The following is a 12,046-nucleotide window of genomic DNA, read 5'->3' as shown; positions in this document are numbered from 1 at the left end:
GGTGTTTATTTTGTTGTTTCAGTAGTATCTGCAAGGATAACGTTTTTGCTTTCTTTGGGTTTAACGACTAACTCATAAAAGGCATGAATAAGCGCGTCCTTTTCGCTTTCAAAAGTACCGTAGTCCTTATTAATAACTTTATCGACAACAATATAGTAGCAGTTACGCTCGATGTCCTTAGAAAGGGGAGAAACGGCTTTGTAAGGAATAATATTACTATCTTTAGCCCAACTTAAAATGGTATCGAGCTTGTAAACTTCTAAGTAGCTTAGCGCATCTGATTCAGGATGTTCTGAAATGAAGGCCACTTCATGCGGAACTAGTGTGTTACGAATTGCACACACTTCTTTAACAGGTAAGTCATTCAATAAGTCAGCAAGTAAAGAAACGGTCGTATTAGTTTCCTCACTGAAGTGTAAAATGTTATTAGTCATTAGCAGTCCTTTTAGAAGTTGTTCTTTTTGATTTGATAACGTAATTTTAGCAGATGCATGCACTAATTGCAACAAAAAAAGATAGATTTATGAAACCAAAACAACTTCTTTATGTAAGAAAGCAGCAAACATCTTCCTATGCGACTTAGTAAGTAAGTGGTTTAATATCTCGCCGAAATTATCTGCAATGATATTAAATGCATGCATATTATTAGTTTGATCTGCCAAGTCAGAATCCGTAACACTCAAATCTTCAGGATGTCGATACAAATTATTCAAATCCGTTGATGCAGCAAGAGGGTTATCAAATTGCATTCGATTAGATATTATTTTAAGTACAGGAATACGAATAGCATCACTGGTATTTTCAATGACAGATTTTAAAATAAGACTGCATACGATATTATTGATGTTTGAATTAATATCCATACGAATATCGCCCCACATTTGCTTGTGAGGCGCTCCCTGTTAGATGTTAGCTTTTGCTCTATCAGCAAGAGTTCTTGTATCAAATAAAACTTGGTAATTATCTTCAAGTCCATCTAGCGTGTTAATCAATTCGTCAAGTGCATCCTTACGAGTTTCGAGTGCGTCCCACTCCTTGCTTGTAAGCCCTTTATTGCACTGTCGATTACACAAAACGCTTTTGATTTTAGCTTGTTCATCTTTAAGTTCAGCTAAAACTTGAGTGATTTTATGTTGATTTTGAATTGTATTCATGATTTTAACTACCTTACCTGTTTGATTAATTATATAATATCAAAAAGAGGCAGTAATTGCAACAAATAAAGATATTTTAAGGAGGTTTTTATGAAATTTAAGGCACTATTGCTACTTGCATTTTCAATGAATGTTTATGCTGGTGGCGTCACAGAACTACGATTCAAATCATCCTTGAATGGCCTTAGTTTATATCAAGAATCAAACAAGTCTGATACAAATACGAAGCCTGTCATCGGTGATGTGTTGATACAGAGCGTTAATGGCTACTGGGGTAATGATGGCGTGTTAAACGGAACTTTATCTGATGGAGTAACAGACTTATACGGCGGTGATAGTTGTTTAAATTTTTATGCTTCAAAAAATACAATGACTATAACTGTACAAACAGAACTATTCCTTGGTTTGTATGGTAATGATCCGTATCCGCAGTACAATGGCGAATTGAATTTACTCCTGAAAACAGACAAAGGAACAGAATTGATATCAACGATAATGCTAGACACTCAACCTGTTTGGTTCAGTACAGCATTAAAGCCCGAAAATGAGTATGTATTGTCTGGGGTAGGTGATGTTGTATTTTGTGAAATGTATGTAAAATAGCCACAGTTCATAGAATTTATCTGAGAATCTGTAGAATGGCTTGATCGCACGAGTTGTTGAAGTCGTTTTTGGGACATGGTCATTCTTTAATTGTGCACAAGAAGATCGCGAAAGCTGTTATGAAATCGGATATTGCTAGGTACAGTTTTATTTCTTGTAAATAGTTCCCAAATTTCTTTATTGGAGTATCCATTCAAATTTTGACCAGTATTCTTGAATGCGAGAAAGAATTTTAAATGAGGGTTCTGAATTGCGCACTGGTATAGTTCATCTATGTTGTCAGAGATCATGTTTTTACTCACGCTACGCCGACCGTATCTCTGATAAACAATTCCAGTCTCTTTTTCTAAAAATCCCGGCGTTAAATTTTTAGTAATTAGCCCGTATGTATTGCCAACAATTCCTCTGCCTCCACCATAGGGCTTTGCACCAAAATTACGCGCGGTTAAGGCTGCTCCAGCGCCATTTTTAAATTCAGGGTTAGCACCATAAACAAAGATATTATTTCCTGTCATTGAGGTTATTTCATCACCTTTCCAGAAATAGTAAGTTTGACTCATGGTACTGACCTAGTTTTATTTAAATTGACATAATAGAATTCAGATGTAAAAGAATATCGCGCTGGAGTGAATCAATAGGCGAGGTAAAATTAGAACATTGAATTGCTTCAGCAACAAGTGATTCTGGACTAACCTGCATAACATCAAACTCTAATGCAATTTTGCACGTTAGATATTTAAGTTTCGAGGATTCAGAAATATAAGCATCAGTAATATCAACGGATTGACAGTCAGGTGTTCGCTCTTCGAAAGTGTCGATAGAGTTCCAGCTATTCTTAAGCTGATCAAAGACAAAAATTTCATCGTCTATCTGTTTGCAGGAAGTTAAGTGCTTATAAATTAATGCACACTCTAAGCGCACAGCCATCAAATTCGTGACTAACAAAGGAATGTGTTCATGCGAAAATAGCACATCTTCATAATAAAATTCGTTAGGAAGGCACCCAAAAGCGTCGATATGGTCGAATTGATACTCATTTAGTAACTCACTAATGCTCTGTAATAAAGGTTTATCTGGTTCGTCATCTACAACTTGATGTAACTCGAATTCTGAAACCTCAGAGTTTGGGCAAGCGCTGATCAGGCCTTTACGGCATGCTTCAATTTTAGCTAAATCTGCTTCGCAATTATCATTTGCAGTTAAAAGTAATGCGCCATTAAACCACAAACCAACCTGCGAGCCATGAAGTGCTGAATTGATGGTGAAAGTAGAAATTGTATTCATATAATCGACCTTATTAAAGTTAAGATAATTTTACCACACTGACCTAATTATTTATAGTACGTACTGAACCATAATCTTCTTTTTGATTTACTCATTTGACGGAACTATTTCATTGATTAAATCGTAGTCCCAAATATTGAACTTCACCTCTTTTTGAGATTCAAGATCTATGTAAGAACAAAAAACATGAATCCTGTTATTAATATTGTATACATCCATCTCTGTAATAAGTTCTTTTACAGCGTCAAAATCAATGACAGCGTTCTTTTGATGTTCAATAAATGCTTCAAGCTCTTGTTCCGTTCGCTGGGCAAGATGTGGCGGGTTACGGTAAGGCCACAAACTGAATTTTTTATTGTTAGCAATAAAAGAGTCAATAGCAAGTTGAAGTAATTTGCAGTCCTCTTTAGAAATCGTATTGACGTCGCATCCAGTACAACGAACGGTATAAATAGGACAACCATCAACAATGGCAAAGTATTGCTGTGATACATTTTCATACAATGGATAATTAACACCATTGTATGAAAATAGTAGTGGCTTAATTTTAGTTTTAGACATTCTTGTCTACCGTGAAGCTAATTTCAGTTTCATCTGGGTTATATTCAGAGTTTTCTAAAATTGGGTAAAAATCCATGCTCTTTACTATAGAAATGGCGTCATTAGCGGAACGAGCTGTAACCTTTACTAAAGTATCAGCAGAAATAACATTGCCAGAAACGTCAGAGATGTCCCATATGGTATCTAAATCAATAAAGGCACCATCATTGTGTTCAATTTTAACGCGAACAAGTACTTCGTATTCTGGAGGCCCAAATTCAACAAGGGTATCTAGTGCATCACAAAAATCTTCAAGGTTAATTTCAGTTAGGAAACTAGTTAAACTTGTAATGCCACCATCTTCATTAATGACTTCATTTTGTTCGGTTATGTATTTAACTGCGTAACCATCTAATAGAATTTCTTTTCTAAAATCATCTTGAGCATCAAGGCTGAAATATGACATATCAAGCGCTTTGAAGCTTGAACTATATTCGTTTGTGCCGTGCTTCTCCAAAAGACCAGCAATGCAATCGTTAATAGAATCTACGAGACTTTTGAATTGATGTTTTAGTGACATATCTTACCTTATGGGTGTTTCATAAACTAAGTTTATTATACCGTAGACAAGATAGTAATTACAACATAAAAAGATATTTTAATTCAAGGAAAGAATCGCAATTTTGATTGTTGTGATCAGAGTTATTATAGTTTGGGAATGTTTGCGATGAATCGTGATTGATATTTGGAGTAGGCCAACAAGATAAATCCTGCTGGCCTTACAGGAAGCTATGATCGTAAAACAATAACCTGATACTCGTGGTTTTCTTTTAACTTATTCTTGTGATCTTCAACGAGTACGCCGTCGCTCCACATTGAATCATTATCTTTCAACTTGGTAGCGCGGAATGAGCCTACAACGCGATCTTTATTTTCAGATAGAAGGCTGATGATTTCATCATTAGTTGTAATGATAACTTCATATTTAACATCTTTAGCAAGCTTCACATCACATGGAGCTCGACGCCCTAAGAAACTACAGTGGCCATTATCTGTATAGAATGTGAAATCTGTGCCAACTATTTTTAAGTGCTCGTCACAATTAGAGTTTTCGTCGAAAGAACCTTTCTCTGTTTGGCCTGAAAATACAAAGCGCATATTAGCACTCCTTGATTAAGATTAAGTGTTGAACACCTGTGCGAAGTTGATTCTTCTTGTCTAGAATAAAGGCACCATCGACTTCAATGACAGAGCGATCATCTACAATGCATGGTGTACCTACAAACATTGATGCGATGTCACCTGTATTATGCTCTACATCAGTTGATACCGTTACCTTGTAGCGTTTATCAATATCTAAGCGCACAGGGCTAGGGTGAGCATTATCAAAGCTTAGAGTGAAATCTGCGCCTTCAATTTTATAGTCATGGGTCTCTGGAGTTGATTTTACAGTGTTTGTAAATGAATGCCCAGTGTAAAAAAGCTGATTAAATAGACCACAAGGTACAACAAATACACCTTGGCTTTCATCACGAACAAGGTAATCACCCGGTTTAACATTGATTGAATCGCCAATTACAATTTCATTACCATTTAAATCGACAAAGATAAATACGTCACCGCCGTCAAAGAATGCAAGCGATTCTTCAATAGCGCCCTCATCTAAGTTGCAAAAAAGCATAATGTCTTTGATGTTAGAGTACTCGGTTTCGATTTGTAAAAATGATAACGCTTTAATGTTCTTTGCTGTAATGGTGTTCATTAGTTCTATCTTGTTATTGTTTATGGGTAAAAGTATAAATTAAGTTTGTTTCAAAATCAATAATTACAACAAAAAAAGATATTAACCTACTCAAGATTTAAAAATGATTCGGGTATATCTTTAAGTGAGATTCGCCATCTAGCAGTACGTTGATAAGCGGCTCTTTACCACTAACGCTAACGTCTTTGTTCTTCTGTTTTGTTACGTGAATAGTGGCGCTCGATAGCTTTTTGTAAATATCAACCAATGATTTTTGTTTGTCATCAGTAATGCCAATACTATGCATTTTCTTGCGAGCCAATTCTGATAGCTTTAAATCAGCACTTTCAGGAATAAAAAAGTGAGTATGATTTATGATTAGTTCAGCATCGTCAGGACTCAGAATGCGCTGAATATAAGTAAATGCTTTCTTTTTTTGTTTGAATTCTAACTCGTAATTATGAAAGACAGAGTTGCGGTGGTTAGCTGCCTTAATCATAATTTCAGACTTAGAGATTATGTTTAAGTTAGTCACTTCACTTAACTCCGAAACGGTGCAGTCGAGGGCATGAGCGGCCTCATGAGCCGTTTCTGCCGAGACTACAGACATTTTGTTAGGGTCATTCGATAATTTTTTAATAAAAACTGAACGGTCAAAGTAAGGATTAGGCACCAAGTTTTGTTCAATAGCCGTTTTAAGAAATTTATAAAAATCATCAGGGCTAATGATAGATAGTAATAAATCAATTTGCTTGTACTCAATTGACTCACTACCTAATCTCTCTGAAATCGATTCCAGAAGTTTCTTTTTTCTAGCGCTAATCATAAATATACCCGTTCATCTTAATAGTTTATATGAGTATTTTAACTCATATATCTTTTTATTGCAACAATATATGTTGGATTTGGTTGGGTTCAATTCAGTTATGTTTATTCTTATTACCTTCAAAATGCTTTATGACAATTAAAGGAACAATTACGGCGTTAGCTAGAAAAAGTAGGCGTAAAGCGAATGAATTAATGGGCTGATTGCCAAACAAAATAGTATGGATCAGGATCAGAATAAATTGGACGACAAACGTAAGAAACACTGCTATCGAGAATTCTTTAAGTAATGGGGTCATGATACTATCTAAAAAATCTGCCCCAATCCAAGGACGGAGGCAGATAGATTCTATTATGCTTCAAAGAAAACTTGCTTTGAAGCTATGAACTTCTTGATGTCTCTCATCACATAGCTGTCATAGTCAAACTTATCATAGACGCCACTGTGGTGCTTACATTGAAGTAATAAAGGCTTATTATCACTAATTAATTGGGTAAATTCGGTTAGGTCTTGAACAGGCACTTTACCATCAGGGGCTACACTCAAGGTTGAGCTCTCTGGCAGTGTTTTTTCGTTATGCTTGTTAAGAATGTCAAGGATCTTCTCTTTATGCTCAGGGCTTTGAGGCACACCAGCAAAGTTAACACTATAGAAATAGCGAACCTGATCGATGTATGAAACCGATTTAGATTCAGAAGTCGAGTGTAATTCATTTACTGGGAACGTGGTGAGTTTTAGTTTCTTTTGAAAAATCTTTGGAAGATCAGAAAAGTAAACGTGTTCACCACTCACAGGCATAATGAGCGGTATTTTATTCGAAAAGAATAGAAAGAACGTTGTAAGGCGTTGCTTACCGTCAACGACAATACAATAGTTTTCATTCATTATTTCAGCTTGGTTTATAACAATTGAAATATGGTCAAGAGGTAAACCTTTAATGAGGGCAAGAAGTAACGCTTGTTGCTCTGGTTCAGTATAAACATAAGGGCGCTGATAATCGGGATTTAAATTTAATTGCCCATCGGCATTTAAATTAAGAAAATGAGCGATTGTCGATTTTGACGATGTAACGTATGTTTCTGATTCAGTTAGTGCGTTTAATTCCATTTCGTTCATTATCGTTATCTCTGTATTTGACTTGATATGATAATTCTACATAAAAAAGATATGAAAGGCAAGAGCCTATAATTGCTTTACTAAAATAAATCTTATTTCACTTATGATTTTAAATAAAAATGATACAATGAACTCTCGTGTTTAAGAGTATTAAGGTTTAATTATGTGTATTTTATCTTCATGCAAAGAAGTTAAAACAGTCAGAATGAAAGGCGTTGAAAATGCGTTTGATGAAAAGGTAATTGATTTCGTTAAGGGCTATAAAAGTGATGTTGAACAATTGAAGGAAAATAGCTACTTTCTGATCGGTGTTGAAAACGAAAATGGACAAGTTTATCGCCATATTGAAGTGAAGAACGAAAAGGCTTTAAACGATTTCATGGAATTTGCTCGTGATAACGGACTACATGGCTACAAAGTACGACCTGACGATTGTGTTATTCGAAGTGGCTACGAGTTTAACGCCATTGTGCATAATTAGGAGTTAGTATGTTCACGAATGTGATGGGTTTCTACATACCGTGTTTGTTGGCATTGATTGCATTCGTGTTCATTCTGCGAGATCAGAAAAAGGTAAGCGCAATCTACCCAGTTAGCTTTCTTGTTTCACTCTGTTTTGCTGGTGGGGTGATGTTTGGCTTAGAGTTAGGTTGGGTTGTAAGAGATGATAACCAAACTAGCTTACACTTGGTTGCGACGTTTCCTTTGATTGTTTTTTCCTATAAGCTTTTAAGAATGGTGGTTAATAAAAAACATTATGACTATTTCAACATTCAATGGGTTTATTTAGGTACATTTTCAACGATGGCCATTTCTGATGTTTTAATGGCCTATTTTCATATTGAAAATGCATTTTATAGCGCTATTGGTGGGGCTGGTATTTATGATGCTCTATTTGTTCTTCCACTTAGCTTGGTGTTTGTTTCAATACTCATAAATAAACAAGTAAAAGGACTAAGCCATTAAGTAGGTTTTATGTGTTGAAACGACATTGAGGCGTTTCGTTAAGTTTTTGTGCTGATATAACGCTCTTCAAGAGCAATTTTGCCAGCTAAAACCATTCTTGTAGGACAGGGTGGGAATGTTGAAACCATCGTTTTAAGCTCATCTAGTTTGGCATTTGAAATTAATTTATTAGCATAAGGGATTAGGACTGTATTTGCTCTTTTAGTTAAAGCAAGACCAGCCTCATTGTGGCGTTGAATGTCTGTGGCAAGTGACTCGATAGTGTCATTTGTTCTTGGAGGACAGCCTTTGCCTGTCAGAGCTAGCCACACAACCCAAGCACCATTAACCATATCCTCTTTAAACCACCCTGAATCATGAACGTATACCCACTCAAAATTGAATTGATGTTCAGGATGAATGGATGTGTACCATGCTTCAAATTCAGCATGATGTTCGTGATATAGTTTTTCAGATTTAGATGCCATAGCTGCTTTTCTCTTAGAAAGTATAAATTTCAGTGAATCTGGATGATAATTAGGATTTGGCCTCAAATATTAAGATGAGGCCAAAATGGTTTAATACATTACATTCGAATCATGTACTGTTGTTACTTCTAGACTGTTTTCATAATTGATGCGACAAACAGAATCTTTATCGATCAGCATTGATAAAGCAAGATCCTCGTCATTACCTGATTCACGCAAAGTCTCTTCCCATAGCTGCTTATTAATAAGGTAATCCGCACTTTCATCTACTAGAGCATGTACATTTCGATTTCGAGAAACCGTTGTGATCTCGGCATTGTCGTTACCGGGTCTAAGGTCGTCAAGGTCGATAGTATCAAAGCGTTGGCATAGGTTATTGTATGCATCTTCAATACCGGCCATGTAATCAATATCGTGAACTACTCGGAGCTAAAGCTCGCGAGCTTCCAAGATAATAGCCTAAGCTACTAACCTTTCTTTTTTGACGCTTCGTTGGACACCGCTAGTCGAGCTTTTAGCTCGGCTAGTCTTACGATTGCCTCCACGTCCACTATCTGACTTAGTTCTGAGAACTCCATCGTCAGACAACTCCGTTCCAGAGTCTAAAATGAGATTGGTTGCCCGTTTCTTTATAACCAATGACGCATTGTTATCTGCATTGTCAGTATTGCCACAGTTACCGCACACAAATAACTCTTGTGATTTACGGTTGTCGGGGTGAGTGTGACTGCATTTAGCGCACTCCTGACTGGTATGGGCTGGATTTATTTTAAATACTGCCTTACCTGCTTGGTAAGCCTTGTATTTGGTGTAAGTCTCTATGATGTGCCAGCCAACGTTTAAAATAGACTTGTTTAGCCCAGCCTTTTGTTTGGCTTTGTTTGACACATACCGACCTTGTTCATCCTGCTTCGCCTTTGGCTTGCGCGTCATGCTTGATGTTCGTAAAGCCTCGAACACAATTACTTTAGCCTTACTATCAACAAGTGAACGACTGGTTTTATGAGCAAAATCATTACGAATATTCGCCTTTTTAGCATGGTGCGTAGCAATGCGATGTTTGGTCTTATTTCTTCTATACGAGCCTTTTTGCTGACGCGCTAGTTTACGCTGTAAACGCTTAATGTAGCGGTCAGATCTGCTCATGTTCTTTTTCTGGTTTTCGCAGAAATCGAACGTTATAGAGCCTGCATGGACAGGAATGGCAACACCACGATCTACACCAATAGTATGTTCTTCCAGATACTCTCTTGTCGAGCCTTGAAGAAATGAAAGGTGTTCATCATTGCTAGGAAGTTCTTCTTCGCTATTGCCGTTTTCGTAGCAGAAAGACACGTAATATTGACCACGCTCTTTACGGATATAAAGCGAGTTTGGGATCTCGAACTTGCTATGAACCTTAAACGATAAGTAGCCAACATTATTAGTCTTTGTGCCGATGAACAGGCGGAGATTGCCATCTTCGCAACGTTCGAAGCTGAACACCTCACGAGTAAGATAGATGCTACCTCGATCAGTTTTAGGCTTACGCTTAGGTCGCCCACACATGCCTTTCATGAATTTTTGGTAAGTCTGATACCAGTTAACTGCGCTGTTGCGGATGATCTGACTAGGGCATCGAGATAACCAAGGAGTTAACTCCTTCGACTTGAATTGTGATGTTTTCTGGTCAATTGGAGCATAAGTGCCCGTTGGATAATACTTACGGGCAAACGTGCGGAAATACTTTTCTTCGTCAACTTTGGCATTCCAAATGCTACGCGCACATCCCATCCACTGGCTAAGTACAAGTTTTTGATATGATGTTGGGTTGGCACGAAAACGAATACCGGTTAACAAATCGCCCTCTATTTAACTGTATGCATATACAGTACATAATAATTCCTACTTCATTAAAGTCAAGACCGTTCGCCTTGACTCGCAGCTAAAGCAGGCGAGAATGTGGCGAACATTTGTTCAAGCTCTACTTGCTCGGGAAGAGTAAAGTTAAGCTTATCAGGGAAAGTGCGAACGCTTACTTTTTCAAGAGCGTCCATTGCAAGGTGTTTAATATTAAACTCGCCGGTTAAGTTAGAAATGAAGGCATATATCATAAAGTCCATGATAAATTGCCTTGCATATGCATAACGGAATAATTGTTTAGTTTGTTTTTAAAGTGCCCAACTAAATATGTAAATAATGTAATAGTCGTGATTAGTGCTGCAATTGCGAGGAAAAAATTAACACTGAGAGAGGTGCTTTCAAATTTGTTGAATAGCGATTTAACAATAAATAGCAATACAAAAGCATTAAACACATTAAAAACAAAACATAGTACAGAAAAAGATTTGATGTTTGATTGTATGTATCGAGCATTTGAATTTATAGATTTGCTTATATTAGCCAATGAATCTTGATTCGAGCTACGAGTACACATTCTTGCGAGTAGTTCTGTACACTTAATTAATGAAATAAGGATTGTTGTTGAGATTAATAATTCAGACATAGTACTTACTCCAATTAGATATTAGCTTCTATATAACGTGAGAATTGCTTTCTTTGGTCAAGTAAGGGTAATGCATCGGTTATTACTGGAAGAAGCTTCTCAAGCGTTTCATATGCAACTTGATGAGGTAATAGCTGATATCTAGAAGGGTCTTTGATAAAGATGTCTAAAATTTCAGCCATAGCGTATTTAAACTCATTGTTCTCAAGAAGAGATAAATGATCATCTTTCGAAAGGCGATTACCTATAATTTCCATTGCTGCAATTTGCGCATAGCGAATGCTACAATCATTAGGGATGCGCAGCTTAATTTCATTAGCTAGCACAGTCCAAAGATGTTCAAATACCTTTTTCATAAGAGTTACCTTTTGTTGATGTGTGTATATTTTACTCTAAGTAGAACAAGAAATCAATATTTAACGCAAAAAAAGATATTAACCAAATTCACGAAAGAGGGTGATTTCACCATTAACGAAAGAGCTCAACTGTTCAGTTAGTTCCATGGACATGCCTTGGTCATCTTGTACTGAATAGCTGTTATCTTGTCTTAAGATTATTTCAATGTTTTGGCCTGTAAGTGGATTAACAGAATTTATTACATTTTCAGTATTCATAAGCTAGCCTTTATCTGTAGGTGAAATTAACGTGTAAAGTGTATATATGCCGACTTCTATGCCGTCTAAGGTGAAACATGATTCTTTACCAGTCGGGTTTTCAGTGATGATGAAGCTATTTGTTACCGCTATAACTTTGTGAGTATCACCATTTTGGTCGATTGCTTGACCATACTCATTTGCCTTAGCAGAACAGAAGATGGGCTTATTCACAATCCAATACCTCACAAGTAAAATTTTTATTTGCTTT

General features: G+C 36.6%; 21 protein-coding genes. 3 read left to right on the top strand and 18 right to left on the bottom strand.

Annotated features, from left to right (window positions below; genetic code table 11):
- Positions 1 to 5: 5 nt before the first annotated feature.
- The 3 genes from L1267_RS19045 to L1267_RS19035 form a co-directional block, all read right to left on the bottom strand.
- The gene (locus L1267_RS19045) at positions 6 to 434 is read right to left on the bottom strand and encodes a hypothetical protein (RefSeq protein WP_235383803.1); all 429 of its coding nucleotides are present in this window, start codon (positions 432 to 434) and stop codon (positions 6 to 8) included.
- Positions 435 to 521: 87 nt separating this feature from the next.
- The gene (locus tag L1267_RS19040; protein WP_235383802.1) at positions 522 to 863 is read right to left on the bottom strand and encodes a hypothetical protein; all 342 of its coding nucleotides are present in this window, start codon (positions 861 to 863) and stop codon (positions 522 to 524) included.
- A gap of 39 nt (positions 864 to 902) precedes the next feature.
- Positions 903 to 1,154, bottom strand: coding sequence for a hypothetical protein (locus tag L1267_RS19035; protein WP_235383801.1), 252 nt, complete (start codon positions 1,152 to 1,154; stop codon positions 903 to 905).
- A 90-nt stretch (positions 1,155 to 1,244) separates the two neighbouring features.
- On the opposite strand from L1267_RS19035, the gene L1267_RS19030 reads away from it, so the two are divergent.
- The gene (locus L1267_RS19030) at positions 1,245 to 1,757 is read left to right on the top strand and encodes a hypothetical protein (RefSeq protein WP_235383800.1); all 513 of its coding nucleotides are present in this window, start codon (positions 1,245 to 1,247) and stop codon (positions 1,755 to 1,757) included.
- An 86-nt stretch (positions 1,758 to 1,843) separates the two neighbouring features.
- Here the strand turns inward: L1267_RS19030 and L1267_RS19025 are convergent, their stop codons facing one another.
- The 8 genes from L1267_RS19025 to L1267_RS18990 form a co-directional block, all read right to left on the bottom strand.
- Positions 1,844 to 2,317, bottom strand: a complete 474-nt coding sequence (locus tag L1267_RS19025) for an A1S_2505 family phage non-structural protein (RefSeq protein ID WP_235383799.1) — start codon at positions 2,315 to 2,317, stop codon at positions 1,844 to 1,846.
- Between the two features lie 19 nt (positions 2,318 to 2,336).
- The gene (locus tag L1267_RS19020; RefSeq protein ID WP_235383798.1) at positions 2,337 to 3,041 is read right to left on the bottom strand and encodes a hypothetical protein; all 705 of its coding nucleotides are present in this window, start codon (positions 3,039 to 3,041) and stop codon (positions 2,337 to 2,339) included.
- Between the two features lie 87 nt (positions 3,042 to 3,128).
- Positions 3,129 to 3,602, bottom strand: a complete 474-nt coding sequence (locus L1267_RS19015; RefSeq protein WP_235383797.1) for a hypothetical protein — start codon at positions 3,600 to 3,602, stop codon at positions 3,129 to 3,131.
- On the bottom strand, positions 3,595 to 4,161 hold the full coding sequence (locus L1267_RS19010; RefSeq protein WP_235383796.1) for a hypothetical protein: 567 nt from the start codon (positions 4,159 to 4,161) through the stop codon (positions 3,595 to 3,597). The genes L1267_RS19015 and L1267_RS19010 overlap by 8 nt, the downstream gene beginning before the upstream one ends.
- A 209-nt stretch (positions 4,162 to 4,370) precedes the next feature.
- The gene (locus L1267_RS19005) at positions 4,371 to 4,739 is read right to left on the bottom strand and encodes a hypothetical protein (protein WP_235383795.1); all 369 of its coding nucleotides are present in this window, start codon (positions 4,737 to 4,739) and stop codon (positions 4,371 to 4,373) included.
- A 1-nt stretch (position 4,740) separates the two neighbouring features.
- The gene (locus L1267_RS19000) at positions 4,741 to 5,343 is read right to left on the bottom strand and encodes a hypothetical protein (RefSeq protein WP_235383794.1); all 603 of its coding nucleotides are present in this window, start codon (positions 5,341 to 5,343) and stop codon (positions 4,741 to 4,743) included.
- Between the two features lie 97 nt (positions 5,344 to 5,440).
- Positions 5,441 to 6,148 carry a hypothetical protein gene (locus L1267_RS18995; RefSeq protein ID WP_235383793.1) on the bottom strand — a complete coding sequence of 236 codons (708 nt, stop codon included), beginning with the start codon at positions 6,146 to 6,148 and terminating at the stop codon, positions 5,441 to 5,443.
- A 351-nt stretch (positions 6,149 to 6,499) separates the two neighbouring features.
- Positions 6,500 to 7,264, bottom strand: a complete 765-nt coding sequence (locus tag L1267_RS18990) for a DUF262 domain-containing protein (RefSeq protein WP_235383792.1) — start codon at positions 7,262 to 7,264, stop codon at positions 6,500 to 6,502.
- A 163-nt stretch (positions 7,265 to 7,427) separates the two neighbouring features.
- Between L1267_RS18990 and L1267_RS18985 the strand changes: the two genes are divergently transcribed.
- Together L1267_RS18985 and L1267_RS18980 are read left to right on the top strand one after the other, a co-directional pair.
- Positions 7,428 to 7,745, top strand: a complete 318-nt coding sequence (locus L1267_RS18985; RefSeq protein ID WP_235383791.1) for a hypothetical protein — start codon at positions 7,428 to 7,430, stop codon at positions 7,743 to 7,745.
- An 8-nt stretch (positions 7,746 to 7,753) separates the two neighbouring features.
- Entirely contained in the window at positions 7,754 to 8,230 is a 477-nt protein-coding gene (locus L1267_RS18980; protein ID WP_235383790.1) for a hypothetical protein, read from the top strand.
- A gap of 38 nt (positions 8,231 to 8,268) precedes the next feature.
- Here the strand turns inward: L1267_RS18980 and L1267_RS18975 are convergent, their stop codons facing one another.
- From L1267_RS18975 to L1267_RS18945, 7 genes are all read right to left on the bottom strand, one after another.
- Positions 8,269 to 8,697, bottom strand: coding sequence for a hypothetical protein (locus L1267_RS18975; RefSeq protein WP_235383789.1), 429 nt, complete (start codon positions 8,695 to 8,697; stop codon positions 8,269 to 8,271).
- 90 nt (positions 8,698 to 8,787) lie between these two features.
- Entirely contained in the window at positions 8,788 to 9,099 is a 312-nt protein-coding gene (locus L1267_RS18970; RefSeq protein ID WP_235383788.1) for a hypothetical protein, read from the bottom strand.
- 57 nt (positions 9,100 to 9,156) lie between these two features.
- A complete protein-coding gene (locus L1267_RS18965) occupies positions 9,157 to 10,536 on the bottom strand; it encodes an RNA-guided endonuclease InsQ/TnpB family protein (RefSeq protein WP_235383787.1) in 1,380 nt (459 codons plus the stop codon).
- 59 nt (positions 10,537 to 10,595) lie between these two features.
- Positions 10,596 to 10,799, bottom strand: a complete 204-nt coding sequence (locus L1267_RS18960) for a hypothetical protein (protein WP_235383786.1) — start codon at positions 10,797 to 10,799, stop codon at positions 10,596 to 10,598.
- 397 nt (positions 10,800 to 11,196) lie between these two features.
- Entirely contained in the window at positions 11,197 to 11,538 is a 342-nt protein-coding gene (locus L1267_RS18955) for a hypothetical protein (RefSeq protein WP_235383785.1), read from the bottom strand.
- Positions 11,539 to 11,616: 78 nt separating this feature from the next.
- The gene (locus tag L1267_RS18950) at positions 11,617 to 11,796 is read right to left on the bottom strand and encodes a hypothetical protein (RefSeq protein ID WP_235383784.1); all 180 of its coding nucleotides are present in this window, start codon (positions 11,794 to 11,796) and stop codon (positions 11,617 to 11,619) included.
- Between the two features lie 3 nt (positions 11,797 to 11,799).
- Complete coding sequence (locus L1267_RS18945) at positions 11,800 to 12,009, bottom strand: hypothetical protein (protein ID WP_235383783.1); 210 nt, start codon at positions 12,007 to 12,009, stop codon at positions 11,800 to 11,802.
- Positions 12,010 to 12,046: the final 37 nt, after the last annotated feature.

The sequence above is a fragment of the Pseudoalteromonas sp. OFAV1 genome (assembly GCF_021532595.1).
In the GTDB taxonomy this organism is placed as follows: Bacteria; Pseudomonadota; Gammaproteobacteria; order Enterobacterales; family Alteromonadaceae; genus Pseudoalteromonas; species Pseudoalteromonas lipolytica_C.
This window is presented reverse-complemented; position numbering and strand designations above follow the sequence as displayed.

What these genes read in the sequence shown, in the direction of transcription:
- L1267_RS19040 (WP_235383802.1), bottom strand. Translation starts at nt 863, where the DNA reads ATGGATATTAATTCAAACATCAATAATATCGTATGCAGTCTTATTTTA.
- L1267_RS18950 (WP_235383784.1), bottom strand. Translation starts at nt 11,796, where the DNA reads ATGAATACTGAAAATGTAATAAATTCTGTTAATCCACTTACAGGCCAA.
- L1267_RS19045 (WP_235383803.1), bottom strand. Translation starts at nt 434, where the DNA reads ATGACTAATAACATTTTACACTTCAGTGAGGAAACTAATACGACCGTT.
- L1267_RS18990 (WP_235383792.1), bottom strand. Translation starts at nt 7,264, where the DNA reads ATGAACGAAATGGAATTAAACGCACTAACTGAATCAGAAACATACGTT.
- L1267_RS19025 (WP_235383799.1), bottom strand. Translation starts at nt 2,317, where the DNA reads ATGAGTCAAACTTACTATTTCTGGAAAGGTGATGAAATAACCTCAATG.
- L1267_RS19000 (WP_235383794.1), bottom strand. Translation starts at nt 5,343, where the DNA reads ATGAACACCATTACAGCAAAGAACATTAAAGCGTTATCATTTTTACAA.
- L1267_RS18955 (WP_235383785.1), bottom strand. Translation starts at nt 11,538, where the DNA reads ATGAAAAAGGTATTTGAACATCTTTGGACTGTGCTAGCTAATGAAATT.
- L1267_RS18995 (WP_235383793.1), bottom strand. Translation starts at nt 6,148, where the DNA reads ATGATTAGCGCTAGAAAAAAGAAACTTCTGGAATCGATTTCAGAGAGA.
- L1267_RS19010 (WP_235383796.1), bottom strand. Translation starts at nt 4,161, where the DNA reads ATGTCACTAAAACATCAATTCAAAAGTCTCGTAGATTCTATTAACGAT.
- L1267_RS19030 (WP_235383800.1), top strand. Translation starts at nt 1,245, where the DNA reads ATGAAATTTAAGGCACTATTGCTACTTGCATTTTCAATGAATGTTTAT.
- L1267_RS19020 (WP_235383798.1), bottom strand. Translation starts at nt 3,041, where the DNA reads ATGAATACAATTTCTACTTTCACCATCAATTCAGCACTTCATGGCTCG.
- L1267_RS19015 (WP_235383797.1), bottom strand. Translation starts at nt 3,602, where the DNA reads ATGTCTAAAACTAAAATTAAGCCACTACTATTTTCATACAATGGTGTT.
- L1267_RS19005 (WP_235383795.1), bottom strand. Translation starts at nt 4,739, where the DNA reads ATGCGCTTTGTATTTTCAGGCCAAACAGAGAAAGGTTCTTTCGACGAA.
- L1267_RS18975 (WP_235383789.1), bottom strand. Translation starts at nt 8,697, where the DNA reads ATGGCATCTAAATCTGAAAAACTATATCACGAACATCATGCTGAATTT.
- L1267_RS18970 (WP_235383788.1), bottom strand. Translation starts at nt 9,099, where the DNA reads ATGGCCGGTATTGAAGATGCATACAATAACCTATGCCAACGCTTTGAT.
- L1267_RS18960 (WP_235383786.1), bottom strand. Translation starts at nt 10,799, where the DNA reads ATGGACTTTATGATATATGCCTTCATTTCTAACTTAACCGGCGAGTTT.
- L1267_RS18985 (WP_235383791.1), top strand. Translation starts at nt 7,428, where the DNA reads ATGTGTATTTTATCTTCATGCAAAGAAGTTAAAACAGTCAGAATGAAA.
- L1267_RS18980 (WP_235383790.1), top strand. Translation starts at nt 7,754, where the DNA reads ATGTTCACGAATGTGATGGGTTTCTACATACCGTGTTTGTTGGCATTG.
- L1267_RS19035 (WP_235383801.1), bottom strand. Translation starts at nt 1,154, where the DNA reads ATGAATACAATTCAAAATCAACATAAAATCACTCAAGTTTTAGCTGAA.